A 17,343-nucleotide genomic window follows, 5' to 3' on the forward strand; every position below is an offset into this window, starting at 1 on the left:
GCGACCCGCATTTTCGTCGGTGGGTTCAGATCAGCTGTTGTTGCGGAGAGCTTCGACAGCGATGCGGCCGACGGTTCCGATGGAAGCGTCGATCTTCGGGGCGCGATGGGTGAGCTCGTGGGACTTGGTGAAGACACCGACGGCATAGCGCTTGCCGTCCGGGTACACCACGACGCCGGCTTCGTTTCGTACCAGTCCCAGCGTTCCGGTCTTGGCAGCGACGGTGACCTCGTCGGGGAAGCCAGATGAAAGGCGGTGTGGCCAGACCTGCTTGCTCATGATCGTTCGGACCTCTTCGCAGGCCGAAGCAGGGCCGGCTTCGTCCCGCCAGATTGCAGCCAGCAACATTGTGATCTCACGAGGAGTGCTGGAGTTGGAGCGGGCCGGATCCATGATGGAAATCGTCCGGAGAATTTCGATCGGGGGGTATTCCAGCAAGGTTTCCTTGTCGACTCCGAGGTCTTCGTAGACTGTTTTGAAGAGACCGCGGCAGTCACGTACCAGGTTGGTCTTCTCCAAACCGAGCCCGCGCAGCGTCGCGACGATGTTGTCGAGTCCGAGACGCTCGTACAAGAAATCAGTGGCGGCGTTGTCGCTGAAGCTCATCATGAGCAGAGCGAGATCTCGCCAGCTGGCGGTGACATCGTCGGCGCAACCGCCGATACCGATGCCGCCCGAGCGGAACTCGGCGGTCACCGTGGCGTGCTCGGTCGGATCAAGTGTGCCTGCCGCTACTTCACGGGCGTACTGGAGTACAACAGGAATCTTGAATACGGAGGCGAGGATGACACCTTCGTCTGCGCCGTAGCCGAACTCTTCGCCGGAATCGATGTCGCGCGCGTGGACGAACGCATCTGTCTTCGCTTCGGCCAGTACAGCAGCGATCTCCTGCTGTGCGCTCTCAACGTACGTGGCGGTGTCGGTCATTCGAGAAGCCCTTTCGTCGGTATCCGTATATCTGGGTTATTCGTGGATCTGACGATAGTGAGTCGGTGCCGGAGGGTCTTGTACGAATCGACGAAGGTTGGCCCACGGTACGGTGCTGATACGCCGAATCATCCGGGCGTCGGGGTGTTCTCCAGATCAGGAGGCGTACGTTTCGAGCCGGCAGCGGACAAGGCTGTCGAGATCCCCGCGGCGCTTGTCGGAGACGATACCTGCCAACAGGAGAGTGAACAACTCGTCGATGCGGTCGTTCAAATCGCTTCGCCTGGTGAGTACGTTCGAAACCAGTTGGACGCCGGTGAATGCCGAGATCGCCACGCGGCCCACAGATTCCGGCTCCACGTCGTCGCGGATATCGCCTTCGCGCTTAGCAGCGTCGGCCAGTTTTCGAAGCTCGCGAATCCACGCGAGGTACGGACCTTGCGAACCGTCGGCAGATGCCAATTCGAGGGTAAGCCGGACTCCCGCACGAACAATCGGGTCCGCGACAAGCTGGCGGCCCATCTCGTGGCACACCATGACGAGCTGTTCCAGTGCCGGTGCGCCCGTGGCTGCAACTGCGGTGAAGGCGGTGATCGAGATCTGGTGCTGTTCTTCGATGACAGCTTGAGCCAATTCGTCTTTGGACGAGAAGTGGAAATAGACCGCGCCCTTGGTCATCTGCGCCGCGGACACGATGTCGTTCATGCTCGTGCTGCCGTACCCCGTGACTTCGAACCGATCGGCAGCGCCACGAAGAATCTGACGCCGACTGATCTTGGCACGTTCCTGCATTGCTCCCTTGTCCTCCGACTGTTAACACGTGAACTAGTTTTAGGGCCCTAGGTCCCGGACCAGCGCCCCACGGTAGCAGCGAAACTCGTGCTCGCGCGACAGCGCGAAACGGACTGTTCGGTGTGCAATCGCAGGTCACGGTCGGTAGGAGGGACAAATGCGACCGCCGCAACCTCCATCGGAGGCTGCGGCGGGGAGTCCAGTTATCGGCCAGCGAAATTCGGTCGAAGGTACGCGATCAACGAGTCGAGACAGTTGCCTCGAAGCCGAGGTCGCCTAGTGCCGACTTGAGTTTGGTCTGTGCCTCGTCGAGAGATTCGGGTGACGGCGAAGTGTCTGCGCCACTGATGTCGAAGTTCCCCATGTCGTATGCGGGGAAGACGTGAACGTGAAGATGCGGAACTTCCAGACCTGCGATGAGGAGACCGGCCCGAGGCGCGTCGAACGCCTTCCTCACAGCCTGACCCAGGGTGCGGGCAACCGCGGTGACCTTGGCAAAGAGTTCAGGATCTACGTCCTGCCACTGATCAACCTCGGCGCGCGGTACGACAAGTACGTGACCCTGCGTTACCGGTGCGATGGTCAGGAACGCGACAACGTCGTCGTCCTCCCACACGAAACGTCCTGGTAGATCCCCGTTGATGATGGCGCTGAAGACTGAAGGCATACCCCGAGATTAGCCCGCGTCCGGTTGCCAGGAAACTCCCAGGCTAGATGCAGGTTCGTCGGAGCCGGCCCGACAAATCTAGGACGCATGACGACAGAAGCCATGCAGACCGCGGGCAGCACGGACGCAGGGGAGCTCTCCGCGACGACTGTAGTGCTGGACGTGGTCGTCCCGGTATACAACGAAGAGGCGGGCCTCGAGACGTGCGTGCGCCGCTTGCGCCATCATTTACGCACGCAGGTGCCATTTTCTGCCCGAATTACCATCGCGGACAACGCCAGTGTCGACGGTACGTTGGCGCTCGCTCGTTCCCTCGCCGAAGAATTCGACGACGTCCGGGTCGTGCACCTGGATGCCAAGGGCCGCGGCCGAGCACTGCGGCAGGTGTGGAGCGATTCCGACGCGGACGTGGTCGCGTACATGGACGTCGACCTCTCGACTGATCTCAACGCCCTGATGCCGTTGATTGCTCCGCTGCTCTCGGGGCACTCGGACATCGCCATCGGTTCTCGGTTGGCACGTTCGTCCCGCGTGGTCCGTGGCCCCAAGCGTGAGTTCATCTCGCGTAGTTACAACCTCATTCTCCGAAGCGCACTGCATGCTCGCTTCTCCGACGCTCAGTGTGGTTTCAAAGCCATGCGCGTCGACGTTGCGCGACAACTACTTCCGCTGGTGGAGGACACCGGATGGTTCTTCGACACCGAATTGTTGGTGCTGGCCGAGCGGGCCGGGATGCGAATTCACGAGGTCCCCGTCGACTGGGTGGACGATCCGGACAGTCGGGTAGACATCGTCGCCACGGCAGTCGCCGACCTCAAAGGTGTGGTGCGCGTCGGGCGAGCACTCTCGACCGGCTCACTCCCACTGGCCGAGCTCAGGGCGAGTTTCGGACGTGAACCGTTGGTTCCGGGTGTTCCGCGAGGCATGGTCGGGCAGCTCTCACGCTTTGCCGTGGTGGGAGTCATTTCTACGCTTGCGTACGCGCTGCTCTATCTCGCACTGCACTCGATTATGGGTGCGCAGTGGGCCAATGCCGTCGCATTGTTGGTGACCGCGGTGTTCAACACCGCCGCCAATCGCGCCTTCACCTTCGGGATCCGGGGGTCGGAAGGATCCGCCCGTCACCAAATGCAGGGCCTGCTCGTATTCGGGTTCGGCTTGCTGCTCACCAGCGGATCGTTGTTCGTGCTCGACGTTGTGGCACCCGATGCGTCCAAACACGTCGAGCTTGCAGTACTTGTCATTGCCAATCTTGTTGCCACAGTGAGTCGATTCATCGCACTGCGCTGGGTGTTTCGCACCGCACAACCCGTAGGAGCCAATCGATGACCGCCACTGCAGAGAGACTCGCCGCGTCGGTGCCGGCGCCGGAACCGCAGCGTCGGGTGCGCTGGGAACCGTGGGCGCTCGGAGTGCTGTTGGTGGGGACCGGAGTCGCCTACATCTGGGGTCTGGGTGCATCCGGATGGGCCAACTCGTTCTATGCCGCTGCGGTACAGGCAGGTTCGGTGTCGTGGAAAGCCTTCTTCTTCGGCTCCTCGGACGCTGCAAACTCGATCACCGTCGACAAGCCGCCCATGTCCCTGTGGTTGATGTCGCTGTCGGTTCGCATCTTCGGACTCAACTCCTGGGCGATGTTGGTGCCGCAGGCACTCCTCGGGGTCGGATCGGTAGCGCTGTTGTGGGGAACGGTTCGACGCTACTTCGGTGCCGCTGCCGGACTCCTCGCCGGTTTGGTGCTGGCGCTTACTCCCGTAGCGGCGTTGATGTTCCGGTTCAACAACCCGGATGCCTTGCTGGTGCTCCTGATGATCGCAGCAGTATGGGCGATGATGCGCGCCGTGCAGGACGGCCGAACCCGCTGGCTCGTGTTGGTCGGCGTCTTTTGCGGATTCGGTTTCCTGACAAAGCAATTGCAGGTCATGTTGGTGGTTCCGCCACTGGCACTCACCTATCTGATCGCCGGACCGCCGAAACTGGGTAAGCGGGTACTTCAACTGTTTGCTGCACTGGGCGGGTTGATCGTCTCCGCCGGATGGTGGTTGGCAATCGTCGAACTGTGGCCGGCCGACTCACGTCCTTGGATCGGTGGTTCGCAGAACAATTCGATTCTCGAGCTGACGCTCGGTTACAACGGGCTCGGACGCTTGAGCGGCAACGAGACCGGAAGCGTCGGCGGCGGCGGAATGCGCGGTGCTGGTGATGCTGCGGCCGGCGCTGCTGCGGGAGGTTTCCCGGGAATGGGCGAGGCAGCAGGTGGCATGACAGCAGGCGGTATGGCACCAGGTGGTGGAGCCGGCGGCGGTATGTGGGGGAGTACCGGCATTATGCGCCTGTTCGAATCTGCCCAGGGCGGGCAGATTGCCTGGTTGATTCCTGCCGCACTGATACTTCTGGTGGCTGGAATCGTGCTGCGAGGCAGGGCTCCGCGCGTCGACACACAGCGCGCCTCGTTCATCGTCTGGGGCCTGTGGCTGTTGGTGACCGGACTGACCTTCAGTTTCATGGCGGGAATCTTCCACGCCTACTACACCGTTGCGCTGGCGCCGGCGATCGCCGCACTGATCGGTTCAGGATCCGTAGTGGCGTGGCGTCACCGTGACGTCCTCTGGGTTCGCATCATTCTGGCGGTGTCATTGGCCGCAACCGTCGCGATGGCGTGGGTACTGCTCGGACGTTCGCCTTCATTCGTACCGTGGCTCCGGTGGGCCATTCTGGTAGTCGGCATCGTCGCTGCCGTGGCAGTGCTGATTCAGGCAGTGACGCGAGGTCGATTGGCTGTGGCAGTGATTCTCGCGGCGATCTTCACCGGTTTGGCGGGTCCGACTGCCTACGCGATCGACACGATCAACACTCCGCATACCGGTTCCATAGTTTCGGCCGGACCGAGCGTCGAAGGTGGAATGGGTGGGCCCGGCGGCGGCCGCGGTGGATTCGGTGGATTCGGCGGATTCGGTGGCACGGCTGATGGCGGCAACCGTCGGACGGACGGAACGCCACCTGCAGGAATGGGCCAGATGCCCGGTGGTGCAACAGCTCCAGGTACCACCACATCGACCACTGACGGAACGCGAGGCGCAATGGGAGGCGGCGCTGGTGGTCTACTTCAGGGCAGCACGCCGGGAGCCGCTGTTGTGTCCACACTTGAAGAGAACTCCGACCAGTTCACGTGGGTAGCCGCGGCAATCGGGTCCAACAGCGCCTCGGGTTATCAGCTTGCGACGCAATCACCGGTCATGGCTATCGGAGGGTTCAACGGCAGCGATCCGTCGCCGACGCTCGCGCAGTTCCAGCAGTACGTGGCAGAGGGCAAGATTCACTTCTTCATCGCCGGCGGCGGGATGGGTGGCGGTATGAACGCCGAGGGCACCGCTACCGCTATCTCGACGTGGGTGACCGAAAACTTCACCGCCACAACAGTGGACGGAGTTACCCTCTACGACTTGACGGTTGGGGGCTGACCAGCAAGAGCGCACGCCAGGTCCGCATCGGAGGAGCACTTCCGATGCGGACCTGGCCGTGTTCTGTTGTGACCGAGAAGCTGTTCTCAGGTTTTGAAGGTGGTGTTCGCCGGCCTCGGGTGCTGCCCGGGGTCGATCGAGGGTGGCGGGATGAACCACGGTTTGTTGTCGACGCCGATCCGGATTTCCCATTTTCCGACGAACCCCGTTTTGCGGTGCATCAAGCGGTGGTGCGAGCGGCAGAGTAGGACAAGGTTGTTCATCACCGTCGGACCACCGTTCGCCCAGTGCCGGATGTGGTGTGCGTCGGTCCAGGCTGGTACGCATGTGCAGCCGGGGAAGGCGCAGCCTTTGTCTCGGGCGATCAACGCCACTCTCTGTTCGGCGTTGACCAATCGTTTTCCGGGTTTCGCATCCAACGGCGCGCCGTGGTCGTCGAGTAGGACGGTGGAGAGGAAGCAGTCGCACCCGAGAAGCCTGGTCTGCGAGACCGACAGCGGCCCGAGCCATGGCATGTGCCCGACATCAAGATCTGACAGGTCCAGATCGAGCGAGCCTTCGTGGTCCACATCAGAAGGTGCAGCGGCGCAGTCCCGGTGCTCAGCGAGATCACGCGCGCTGATGTGCACGTTCACATGCGGTCGCTGACCACCATCGGTTCCGGTCTTGGCGCAGTCCAGATACCGGCGGATCAGTTCGGTGAACCCGTCCGCCGTCCGCTTCGCCGCCGACCGAGCGTCGGGAGTTCCGTCCGGTGCTGGGGTGGGCATCGTCAGATTCGACAACGCCGATAACAGCATTTCGCCGGTGAGGGCGTCGAAATCACCCCGCACCACCACCCGACCGTTCAAGGTCGAGGCGATCCGGAGCTCGTTCCGGTCGATGTCTTCGGCAGGTGGAATCTCATCGGACTCGAACAACCGCTCCAAAGTCGCGATCACGTTCCGCACCTTCGTCGTTGTCGCCTCCACACCCGACGCAGCAGCCAACAACAAATCGATGCACTTCGGTAGCGCCTCGTCCGGCATCCCCTTCGGCGGGGATTCGCAGAACGCCACGATCAACACGGCATGATCGACCGAGCAATCCCCGCAATCGAATTGCGCTGCCACCGCGGGAAACGGCCGCAGCGCGGCGCCCAGGGCGGCGATCTTCTTTCCGTCCCGAACCTGCAGCATCGTGTTGGCCGCCAACCAGGAACCGACTCCACGGGACGCAATCACCTGATCGTCCGGGCGCATCGAGAGTTCGTCGACTACCGCTACCCGAACGGCTTCCAAGCGCAGAATCTCTGCACTTGCCTCGATAGCAGCCTTACGTAACTCGGCAGCAGTCAACTGCCACAACCGTCCGCGTAACCCCACCGCAGAACCCGAAACAACGTCCGACGACAAGACACTCATTGAATCCCCCGATCCCCTCCCTGAAGCATACTCGAACACCAGTTCGAGTCAAGGGTCAATTTCGTTGGGGCTGGGGTGTATTGCTCGAGGTGCCAGATGGGACTGTTGTTACCGCGGGCTCTCGAGTCGATGAGAGACTGAACCGTGCCTGATCGACCTGAGATTGTCTGTATTTGCGGCTCTGCCCGATTCGCTGAAGAGATGCGGGAGGTGAACCGCGACCTGACGTTCGCAGGCGTCATCGTCGTCGCGCCGGGTGAAGCAGGCGAGGTGAACTCTGTCGAGCAGAAGGCACTGCTCGACGCGCTCCACTTGCGCAAGATCGACCTGGCTGATCGGGTTCTGGTCGTCAACCCAGCCGGATACATCGGCGAGTCCACGCGCCGAGAGGTCGCGTATGCGCGCGCCAGCGGCAAACCAGTGTCGTTCACGATGCCGTGTGATCAGTAAGCGCCACTTTGGTGCGGTCGGCAACGAAGATCTCACGCCGAGTCGAAATTCTTGTAGATCGTAATCCAGTTCCCGAACCCTCCAGCGCGTCGCGCTACGGGGCTCCCGCCCGGAACCGCCACGCAGTCGCCTCGAGTACCGTGCGCCGATCTAACGGCGGTTGACCGGTCGCCTTCACCTTCGGGAACAACGGACCGATCCCGCGCCTCATCCGAAATCGCATCACGCGACACGCGACACTCATTGACACTCGCCCGCGAACCACCGGATCAGGTTTGGCAACACGCCCTAAGTGCGAATGCCGTCGAGGTCGTGGACCGTGTCGCAGCAGGCGTCGAGTAATTCGCGATCATGGCTGATGAGTAGTACGCCGACGTCGGTTTCGGCGGCGCGACTCTCGATCAACCGAATGAGCGCGGCCGTCGTGGCAGCGTCGAGCATCGCCGTCGCCTCGTCGCAGATGAGGTATTTCGGCTGTTGTGCCAGCGATCTCGCCAGGCAGGCGCGCTGCAGTTGGCCGTCGCTGACCTGGTGTGGTCTGCGGGACAAGAGATCGGGGGTGAGGCCCACTTCTGCGGCCAGCGCGGCGACATCGATTGTCCTGCCGGCAATATCACCGGGTTGCCCGATGATCGAGGCCAGTGTCTGCCGAGGGTCGGTCGATGCACGAGGTGACTGAAACAGCATGGATACCGTGCCGCGTAACGCCGCAGGCACCGAGAATTTGGTACCCACGACAGGTGATCCGTCGATCCGCACCTCGCCTGACCATGGCGCATCCAGTGAGGCGAGAATTCTTGCAAGTGTGGACTTTCCGGTTCCCGACGGCCCGGTCAGGCCGATCAACTTTCCCGACGGAATCTCGAGGGAAATATTTTCGAGCACCGGTCGGTTTCGGTGGTACCCACTGGTGATTCCCAATGCCTGCAGACTCATGTCAGCCCACCTTCCGCAATGTTCGGTACGTGCGTTCGCCGAGGGTTATCAACTCGGTCGGTCCACCGGACTGTTTCGACTCCGGGCGTCGTAGGTGATAGACGCACTCGTCGGGGAGATCGGTCAGTTGCGGTGGCGAGCCGGGGATCGGATTCAAACCGCGGGAAGGTAAGGCGCCGAGTAGGTCTCGGGTGTAGTCGTGGAAAGGATCCTGGAACACCAGAGTAGCCGGACCGGTTTCCATGATGCGTGATGCGTACATGACGGCAAGTCGATCCGCGACGCCGCTGCGGGTAAGGGATGCCAGGTCGTGGGTGATGAGCAGGACTGCCGCCCCGGCGTCCGCGCACTCGCGAAGCAGGCCCATGACGTGGTCGGTGAGTTCGCGGTCGAGGTTGGCGGTGGGTTCGTCAGCCACGATCACCGATGGATTCCCGGCCAACGCACCGGCAATGGCGACGCGTTGCGCCATGCCACCCGACAGTTCGTGTGGGTAGCAGTCCAGAGCCGAGGGCTCGAGTCCGACGCGAAGCGCCAAGGCGTCGCAGGTGTGATCGCTGCCGAGCGCGTCGATGGTTTCTTGCAGTTGCGATCTCGCAGTTCGAACGGGGGTGAGATGTGTTGCGGCAGATTGCGGAACGAGCGCAGCATGTCGCCCCCGGAAAGCGGTGCCGGAGAAGACATCGATCTCCTGATCGGGGGTGCCAACGGTGACCGTTCCAGTTCGAGAAGCTGTCGGCGGCAACATGTTCATGACCGATGTGGCGACGATCGACTTACCACACCCGGATTCGCCTACGAGTGCGGTCACTGTGCCGGCCGGGACCGAGAGGTCTATGTCGCTCGCGGCGTGGACTACGGATCCTCCGGGTAGAGGGATCCGGACGGTGAGGGATTCGATGCGTAGGCCGTGGTTCACAGTCGCAACTCCGAAGGTCGTGGGGGAGTGAGCATCGACCGCAGGGCCGAACCGGCGACGGCAACTGCGACGGTGGCGATCACGAGGACTGCGGCGGGGAATACCAGCGTCCACCAACCGCCGAGGAGCAGAGAACTGCGTGCCTCTTCGAGAAGCGTTCCTAGACTGGGCTTGTGCGGGGGAAGGCCGAAACCCAGGAAGGACAAAGTCGATTCGTGCCAGACGGCGTGGGGTAAGAGGAGAACAACCGCGATCAAGGCCTGCGGCGCCGTCGCCGGCACGAGGTGGCGCAGGATCACGTGACGCCGACTTGCCCCCGCCAGAATGGCGGCGTCGATGTACGGGCGTTCGCGCAGACTCAAGATCTCGGAGCGGATGATCCGGGCCACTTGGGTCCAGTGGGTCAGTGCGATCGAAAGCACGATGGCGGCAATGCTTCCGCGGAACATCGCGACGATGACGATGCCGAGCAACAGGTGGGGGAGTGCGTTGACGGCGTCGGTGCCGCGCATGACGAACCTGTCCACCCAGCCGCCGACCAGCCCGGCCGTGGTACCTACGGCGACGCCGATCACCGTGGCGAGCAGCGCACAGGCGAGTGCGATGAGTAGTGAGGTTCGAATGCCTGCAGCTATGCGCACGAACAGATCTCGTCCCGCAGAGTCCGTTCCGAACGGGTGATCGAAGGATGGAGCCAGGCGGGCCGCCGAGAAGTCGGTGACTCGGTCGTCGACGTCGGCCAACCATGGGACCAGCGCCGCGTACAGCGCAACGAGGATCAGCACGCCGAGGGCGATCTTGAAGCGTCGTTCAGCCATCGGTACTCACTCTCGGGTCGAGTACTGCAACCAGGACGTCGGCAAGTAGTGAGCCGAGCATCACCGTCAATGTTGTACCGACGGTGAGGAATGCGAGCAGGGCCATGTCGAGGTCACGGGCAGAGGATACGATGGCGCCGGCGATCCCCGGCCAACTGAAGACCTCTTCCACCAGCACTGCCCCGACGATCAGCTCGGGCAATCGCACGCCGACGATGTTCACGAAAGGTGCCAGTGACGTCGGCAGTATGTGGCGCTTCGTAACGATCGGCGTCGGGATTCCGCGCGCTACTGCGCCCGCGACAAACCCTTCGCCTTTCGATCCCACGACGGATTCTCGGACGGCGAGGAGGAGCCACGGCATCTGCGAAATGGCGAGCACCGTCACCGGTAGGACCAAGTGTCGGACGACCTGTCCCGGTGTGGGATCGGCACCCCCGTCGGTCAGTCCGGCGACCGGGAGCCAGCCAAGAGTCAAAGCGAAGAGCGCGATGGCCCCCAGTGACAAGACAAACGGCGGAAGTCCCTGAACGACGACGCTCAGCCCGGACACGATCTTGTCCAGGAATCCTCCACTGCGGATTCCGGCGAGAACACCGAGTGCCAGCGAGGCGAGAATCGCGATGACGAGTGAGATGCCGACCAGCAGCAGGGTCCACGGCAGACGTTCGGAGATAACCTGGGAAACAGGCTGATTGAACGATCTGGAAATTCCGAGATCACCGGTGAACACCCCCTGAAGCCAAGTCCAGTACGTGCTGTACCAGGGGTTGTCGAAACCCATCTGGTCGGCGATCAACGCCTTGTCAGCGTCGCTGGTTGTCATGTATCGCGTGCCGAGATAGCCGACCAGTGGATCGAACGGTGAAATCGCGGCGGCGGCAAAGAGTCCTGCGGACACCACGGCGATCACGGGCACGATGAACAACACCCGCCGACCGACCATCGTGAGGATGGCCTTTCGGCGGGAGTTGTCACGGTGGCCCCGCGACGCCGGCGCGTCTGCCCGAACGTCGACCGCTGTCATTGCCCTCGGGCCCACGTCTGCAGTGACCACCACGGGCCCCAGGTCACACCGTGTGAGTGTGGCTCGAGTACCGGTCCGGACATCTGCCAGTCGGAATCCTTCGATACGTACGTATGGTCGAGGAAGACGAGGATGACAAATCCGGGATCTTCGACGTACGCCTGCTGAACGTCGCGATACGCGGCGTCACGCGTTGCCGGATCGAGGCTGCGGCGTCCTACTTCCAAGCCTGCGTCGACTGCTGGATTGGAGTAGTCGCTGGCGTTGTCGTAGATGCTGCCGACCCCGGGTGCGATGTACTTCGAGTTCAGCGCGTCGTACGCCTGTGTGTCAGGGTCGAAAGGTTCGTCTCCGCCACCGAGAAGCGTCGAATCCTGGTTGATTCGAGGGTCTATGCGGTCCCAGGAGAGAGCTTCGAGATCCACCTCGATGCCGACTGCGAGAGCGTCGGAGGCAAATGCCTGAGCAAGATCACGTCGGACGGTGTCGACGGAGTTGTACATGATCGTGAACTGCGCGCGCCGGCCTTCCTTCGAACGGATTCCTTCGGCACCTTCGATCCAGCCGGCCTCGGTCAGAATTCGCTCGGCCTCGGCCGGGTCGTAGGCGAAGGTCGCGTTCGGGTTGTACGAGTCGCCGTAGACCTCGGGGATCGGAGTGGCGGCAACTCTGCCGTGTCCGCCCAGGACGTTGTCGATCATCGACTGGCGATTGGCGGCGAGGTTGAGCGCCATACGCACGGCTTTGTCGCCCGCGACGGGATTGTTCGTGGGGAGTGAGAGGCCGCGCCAGTCTGCCGACTGATGGGCTGTCACGGACATGTTGTCTTTGCCTGAGAACGTATTGGCAAGCAGTGGAGGGAGATTGGTTCCGTCTATCTCACCGGACACCATTCGTTGGGCGCGGGTGTTGTCATCGGGAACGTAGAGAAGAGTCAGCTTCTTGATCTCCGGCGCTCCGTCCCAGTAGTTCTCGTTCGCCTCGAAGACCGCTCGATCCGGTGAGAGGTCGACGAGTGTGTACGGACCCGTACCGACGGGCGCTGTGTTCAACGGTGACTCGGCGGCGAGCCCGGGTGTTGCGAGGGACTCCGACGGAACCATGCCGATCAGCATCTTCGTCGGCAACGGCGCATACGAGTAGGCGAGTCGAAACTCGACTGTGCTGTCGTCGACGGCCACGACATCGCTGATCATGTCGTACGACGACCGCGCCTCCGAGGCGGAAGCGGGATCGAGGATCGCCTGGTACGTGGCAACCACGTCGGCGGCATCGAAGGTCGATCCGTCGGAGAAGGTGACCCCGTCACGGAGCTTGACCGTCCAGACTGTCGCGTCGGCGTTGGCCGTCGGCATCTCTGCGGCCAAAGACGGCTCGAATCCAGGCATGCCGGCGGCGCCGGTGAGCCGGACGAGACCGTCGTACATCTTGGCTTCACCGGCAGCGCCGAAGCCTGCGACCGGGTTGTAGCCGCCCAGTTCGTAGCCGTCGGCCAAGACGAGGCCGTCGTTGTTGCCCGAAGAGTTGGTGCCAGTCGGGCTACTGCACGACGTGATCAGAAGTGCGCCGATTGCGGCGGTTGCGGTGAGCGTCAGAACGCCTGGTTTGTGGAGTTTCACGGGAGTCCTTTCCTCGGTGGACAGGTGTCCGAAAACATCTGTTCACCTATTCAGGTATTCATATGATCTCATCTCGAAACGGATATTTCGCACAAAGGCCGAACCCTGCGACCTTGGCCCCACCCGTAGCACTCCGAGAGCGCTGTTACCGCAGGCCGTAGTCTGTTCCCCGTGCGCGTACTAGTAATCGGCTCCGGAGCCCGTGAACATGCCCTCCTTCTCTCTCTTGCTCGCGATCCAGGTGTCACGGCCCTGATCTGCGCGCCTGGCAATGCCGGGATCGCAAAAATCGCCGAGCAGCACCCCGTCGACGTTGCTTCGGGTGACGCGGTTACCGCGCTGGCCAAGAAAGTCGAGGCCGACCTCGTCGTCATCGGACCGGAGGTTCCCCTGGTTCTCGGTGTCGCAGATGCGGTGCGCGCAGCAGGTATCGCCTGCTTCGGGCCGTCGGCCGACGCCGCCCGCATCGAGGGCTCGAAGGCTTTCGCCAAGGACGTGATGGCTGTCGCCGGCGTCAAGACCGCACACAGCGAGATCGTCGACAATCCGGCAAAGCTCGACGACGCACTCGACCGCTTCGGACCGAACTGGGTGGTCAAGGACGACGGTTTGGCTGCAGGCAAGGGTGTTGTCGTCACGACGGATCGTCTCGCCGCGCGCGATCACGCCGCTGAACTGCTCGAGACCGGACACCCGGTGCTCCTCGAGTCCTTCCTCGACGGTCCGGAAGTTTCGCTCTTCTGCCTCGTCGACGGCGAAACCGTGATCCCTCTGCTCCCGGCGCAGGACCACAAGCGCGTCGGCGACGGAGATTCCGGACCCAACACCGGCGGCATGGGCGCATACACACCGTTGCCGTGGCTGCCCGACGAGATGATCACGCAGATCGTCGACGACGTGGTCAAGCCCGTCGCTGCCGAGTTGGTGGCGCGCGGTAGCAGCTTCTCCGGCCTTCTCTACGCTGGTCTCGCGATCGGCGTCGACGGCCCGGCCGTGGTCGAATTCAACTGCCGGTTCGGTGACCCCGAAACTCAGGCCGTGCTTGCTCTCCTCGAAACGCCGCTCGGCGGTCTACTCAATGCAGCCTCGACCGGAACCCTCGATTCGGTCGGCCCGTTGCAGTGGCGCGACGGTTCCGCCGTCACGGTCGTGATTGCTGCCGAGAACTACCCGGCAACCCCGCGCACTGGCGACGTGATCACCGGAGCAGACGCCGACGGAGTCCTGCACGCCGGTACCAAGAAGCGTGAAGACGGAGCCGTCGTCTCGGCCGGTGGACGTGTGCTGAGTGTTGTCGGAGTGGGCAAGGATCTGACCGAAGCTCGTGACGACGCCTACGCAAAGATCGCCGACGTCAAGCTTCCCGGCGGTCATTTCCGCAAGGACATCGGACTCGGCGCCGTCGAAGGTCGCATCTCAATTCCCTGACTCGTTCTTTCGGAGGGCCGGTGAACTTTCTGTTCATCGGCCCTTTTCGTGGAAAATCAACGGTTCCTCGAAGTTACCCACGAGTATGGACTTCTCGTTCGGTTTCTCCCGGTATATCTCAGCGCGGGGGTCACGGAAAGAGAAGGGCACACTTGAGCATTCGCGCTGGATCCAACGAACGGCACGCACGTACCAATTCCACGCTCTCGCGTAGAAACTTCTTGGCAGCAACAGGATTAGCTGTGGGCGCCGCTGCGCTCTCGTCCTCGTGGACTACGGCGGCCGCTGCGCCCAGGCGAGCATTGAACGACGGAGACCGTGTCCCCGCGCTTGTGATCGGGAGCGGATACGGCGGGGCCGTTGCGGCACTTCGGTTGACGCAGGCCGGCATCGACACACACATGGTCGAAATGGGGAAGTCGTGGACCACACCAGGGTCCGACGGCAAGATCTTCTGCCCGATGCTCTCGCCCGACGGCCGGTCCTTCTGGCTCAGAGACCGTACAGTTCAACCGGTTTCACACTTCTCCGGCGGCTCGGTGGACAAGAACATCAACCGGTATGTCGGTGTTCTCGACGCCGAGGACTTCGGCGGGATCAAGGTCTACCAGGGCCGAGGGGTCGGCGGTGGGTCGCTGGTCAACGGCGGTATGGCTGTCACACCCAAGCGCAACTATTTCGAAGAGATCCTGCCCGGGGTCGATTCCAACGAGATGTACTCGACGTATTTCCCGCGGGCCAACGCCGCGCTCGGAGTCAACAACATCGACCCGGCGTGGTTCGAATCGACCGAGTACTACAAGTTCGCGCGGACCGGGCGAAAGACCGCTGAGAGATCCGGTTACACAACAACGTTCGTGCCGAATGTCTACGACTTCAACTACATGAAGCAGGAAGCTGCAGGCCAGGTCACCAAGTCCGCCCTGGTCAGTGAGGTCATCTACGGCAACAACGCGGGAAAGAAGTCTCTGGACAAGACGTACCTCGCTGCGGCATCCGCCACGGGCAAGCTCACCATTTCAGCTCTGCACGTCGTGACCTCGGTTGCCCCGGCCGCGACCGGCGGTGGTTATCAAGTGGTGATGAATCAGATCAACGAGCAGGGCAACACTGTCGGCACCAAGACGGTGACGGCGGACAAGGTCTTCTTTGCAGCCGGCAGTATCGGCACCAGTAAGCTCCTGGTCGCGATGAAAGCGCAAGGGCAGCTGGCGAATTTGCCGGGTGCTGTGGGCCAGGAATGGGGTCACAACGGCAACGTGATGGTGGGTCGCGCCAATCACATGTGGGACGCCACCGGTGCGAAGCAATCTGCGATCCCGGTGATGGGTATCGACAACTGGGCCGATGCATCCGCACCTGTATTCGCGGAAATCGCACCCTTCCCGGCCGGTACCGAACTGTGGGTCAGCCTGTACTTGGCGATTGCCAAGAATCCGCAACGTGCGCAGTTTCAATTCAACTCGGCAACAGGCAAAGTCGGTTTGAACTGGCAGCGTTCGCAGAACCAGCCGTCGATCGACATGGCGAAGAAGCTCTTCGACAAGATCAACAAGAAGGAAGGCACGATCTACCGGACCGACCTCTTCGGCCCGACACAGACGTGGGGCGACCAGTTGACGTACCACCCCCTCGGCGGTTGTGTGCTCGGCAAGGCGACCGACGGCTACGGTCGTCTGCCGGAGTACCCGGGTCTGTACGTCATGGACGGATCCCTCGTTCCGGGCAACGTCGGAGTCAACCCGTTTGTCACCATCACCGCTCTGGCCGAACGGAATATCGAGAACATCATTGCGAACGACATGAACTAGAGCGGCAACTCGCGGTCAGGTGCGGTGGGATCGACTTCCACCGCACCTGTTCAACGTGGGTAGCGGTTACAGTCACCTGGACAGACGACGCTCGATCCAGGGATGTAGACGTGAGGCGGACAAAATCCGAGATCGACGGTGATTGGCTCCGGTGGGGCGTGCCGTCGAACGACGAGTTGGTGGTATCCGAACACGAATTGGACGACGAGCCCGAGGATTTGGTTCTGTGGGGTGGTGCGTCGAGTGCTGATCAGCCGGTGACGTGGGAAACCCACGCACACCGATCGAACGAGATTCTTTTTCCTCGTTCCGGCATTGTGGTTGTACGCTCGGGCGCTCAGATGTGGACGTTGCTGCCGGGCAGAGGGCTGTGGATACCGGCACTGGTTCGGCACTCGGTGCGCGTTGCCGCGGGTGCGCAATTCTTGACCGTGTATTGCGCTGTAGGGCAGGGACCTTCGCTCGGTGATCACCCGGTTGCGGTGCACGGCACGCCGCTTCTGTACGAGTTGTTTCTGCATCTGAGTGCTCGCGAGATGACGGACGATGCGAGGCGCCGCGCCGAGCGAGTGTTCTTCGACCTCGTTGTTCCAGGCGACGAGCGCGGAGCGATGAAGATTCCCGATTCGGGGCCGGTCGGCCGGATTGCGCGCGACCTGTTGTCCCAACCGGACGATCCACGCAGTTTCGAAGACTGGGCGAACGAGATCGGTGTCAGTACCAGCACTTTGGCTCGTCGATTCAAAGTGGATACCGGCGTCAGTTTCGGCCAGTGGCGCGTTCTGCTTCGGATGAACGTGGCGATGTCCCTGCTCGGCCAAGGCATTGCGGTGACCGATGTGGCAGAGCAGATCGGATACTCGACGCCGAGTAGCTTCGTCGCAGCCTTCAAGCAGTCCACAGGTGTCACACCGATGGCATTTCGAAAGAACGCGGACCGCTGATCGGATTTCGACATTCTTTGACAAAACTCCGCGATTGCGTCAATTCCTGATCCGATCTACCGTTAGCCATGTAGGCGAGGCTTACTTTACTTTCCGGGTTCGGGGTTCTCCCGAAACCCGCTCGACAGCATGGGGCAGAAG

15 protein-coding genes are annotated in these 17,343 nt (G+C 62.1%); 6 read left to right on the forward strand and 9 right to left on the reverse strand.

Annotation, left to right across the window (positions count from 1 at the left end; translation table 11 throughout):
• Positions 1 to 30 precede the first annotated feature (30 nt).
• The 3 genes from ACFWEM_RS17185 to ACFWEM_RS17195 form a co-directional block, all read right to left on the reverse strand.
• Complete coding sequence (locus tag ACFWEM_RS17185; RefSeq protein ID WP_378535290.1) at positions 31 to 927, reverse strand: serine hydrolase; 897 nt, start codon at positions 925 to 927, stop codon at positions 31 to 33.
• A gap of 156 nt (positions 928 to 1,083) precedes the next feature.
• Positions 1,084 to 1,719, reverse strand: coding sequence for a ScbR family autoregulator-binding transcription factor (locus tag ACFWEM_RS17190; RefSeq protein ID WP_378535293.1), 636 nt, complete (start codon positions 1,717 to 1,719; stop codon positions 1,084 to 1,086).
• A 238-nt stretch (positions 1,720 to 1,957) separates the two neighbouring features.
• Positions 1,958 to 2,386 (reverse strand): HIT family protein, encoded by a 429-nt coding sequence (locus ACFWEM_RS17195; protein WP_378535295.1) that lies wholly within the window; start codon positions 2,384 to 2,386, stop codon positions 1,958 to 1,960.
• A gap of 87 nt (positions 2,387 to 2,473) precedes the next feature.
• Between ACFWEM_RS17195 and ACFWEM_RS17200 the strand changes: the two genes are divergently transcribed.
• Positions 2,474 to 3,715 carry a glycosyltransferase gene (locus ACFWEM_RS17200; RefSeq protein ID WP_378535297.1) on the forward strand — a complete coding sequence of 414 codons (1,242 nt, stop codon included), beginning with the start codon at positions 2,474 to 2,476 and terminating at the stop codon, positions 3,713 to 3,715.
• A complete protein-coding gene (locus ACFWEM_RS17205; protein WP_378535300.1) occupies positions 3,712 to 5,847 on the forward strand; it encodes an ArnT family glycosyltransferase in 2,136 nt (711 codons plus the stop codon). The genes ACFWEM_RS17200 and ACFWEM_RS17205 overlap by 4 nt, the downstream gene beginning before the upstream one ends.
• 86 nt (positions 5,848 to 5,933) lie before the next feature.
• Here ACFWEM_RS17205 and ACFWEM_RS17210 read toward each other — a convergent pair whose 3' ends face one another.
• Complete coding sequence (locus ACFWEM_RS17210; protein WP_378535302.1) at positions 5,934 to 7,250, reverse strand: DUF222 domain-containing protein; 1,317 nt, start codon at positions 7,248 to 7,250, stop codon at positions 5,934 to 5,936.
• A gap of 210 nt (positions 7,251 to 7,460) precedes the next feature.
• Here ACFWEM_RS17210 and ACFWEM_RS17215 point away from each other — a divergent pair, with 210 nt between their 5' ends.
• Complete coding sequence (locus ACFWEM_RS17215) at positions 7,461 to 7,700, forward strand: hypothetical protein (protein ID WP_378535304.1); 240 nt, start codon at positions 7,461 to 7,463, stop codon at positions 7,698 to 7,700.
• A gap of 288 nt (positions 7,701 to 7,988) precedes the next feature.
• Here ACFWEM_RS17215 and ACFWEM_RS17220 read toward each other — a convergent pair whose 3' ends face one another.
• From ACFWEM_RS17220 to ACFWEM_RS17240, 5 genes are read right to left on the reverse strand one after another with little or no spacing between them, the layout of a single operon-like run.
• Positions 7,989 to 8,636, reverse strand: coding sequence for an ABC transporter ATP-binding protein (locus ACFWEM_RS17220; protein ID WP_378535306.1), 648 nt, complete (start codon positions 8,634 to 8,636; stop codon positions 7,989 to 7,991).
• A 1-nt stretch (position 8,637) separates the two neighbouring features.
• The gene (locus tag ACFWEM_RS17225; RefSeq protein WP_378535308.1) at positions 8,638 to 9,555 is read right to left on the reverse strand and encodes an oligopeptide/dipeptide ABC transporter ATP-binding protein; all 918 of its coding nucleotides are present in this window, start codon (positions 9,553 to 9,555) and stop codon (positions 8,638 to 8,640) included.
• Positions 9,552 to 10,373: an ABC transporter permease gene (locus ACFWEM_RS17230; protein WP_378535310.1), complete on the reverse strand. Its 822-nt coding sequence runs from the start codon at positions 10,371 to 10,373 to the stop codon at positions 9,552 to 9,554. Before ACFWEM_RS17230 ends, ACFWEM_RS17225 begins: the two co-directional genes overlap by 4 nt.
• A complete protein-coding gene (locus ACFWEM_RS17235; protein WP_378535313.1) occupies positions 10,366 to 11,400 on the reverse strand; it encodes an ABC transporter permease in 1,035 nt (344 codons plus the stop codon). The genes ACFWEM_RS17230 and ACFWEM_RS17235 overlap by 8 nt, the downstream gene beginning before the upstream one ends.
• Complete coding sequence (locus tag ACFWEM_RS17240) at positions 11,397 to 13,019, reverse strand: ABC transporter substrate-binding protein (RefSeq protein ID WP_378535315.1); 1,623 nt, start codon at positions 13,017 to 13,019, stop codon at positions 11,397 to 11,399. The genes ACFWEM_RS17235 and ACFWEM_RS17240 overlap by 4 nt, the downstream gene beginning before the upstream one ends.
• 171 nt (positions 13,020 to 13,190) lie before the next feature.
• Between ACFWEM_RS17240 and purD the strand changes: the two genes are divergently transcribed.
• The 3 genes from purD to ACFWEM_RS17255 all read left to right on the forward strand — a co-directional run bounded on the left by purD (position 13,191) and on the right by ACFWEM_RS17255 (position 17,202).
• Positions 13,191 to 14,447, forward strand: coding sequence for a phosphoribosylamine--glycine ligase (purD, locus tag ACFWEM_RS17245; RefSeq protein WP_378535317.1), 1,257 nt, complete (start codon positions 13,191 to 13,193; stop codon positions 14,445 to 14,447).
• 242 nt (positions 14,448 to 14,689) lie between these two features.
• Positions 14,690 to 16,258, forward strand: a complete 1,569-nt coding sequence (locus ACFWEM_RS17250; RefSeq protein ID WP_378536169.1) for a GMC oxidoreductase — start codon at positions 14,690 to 14,692, stop codon at positions 16,256 to 16,258.
• Between the two features lie 110 nt (positions 16,259 to 16,368).
• Complete coding sequence (locus ACFWEM_RS17255; protein ID WP_378535319.1) at positions 16,369 to 17,202, forward strand: helix-turn-helix domain-containing protein; 834 nt, start codon at positions 16,369 to 16,371, stop codon at positions 17,200 to 17,202.
• Positions 17,203 to 17,343 lie beyond the last annotated feature (141 nt).

The organism is Rhodococcus sp. NPDC060176, assembly GCF_042728675.1.
Classification (GTDB): Bacteria; Actinomycetota; Actinomycetes; order Mycobacteriales; family Mycobacteriaceae; genus Rhodococcus_F.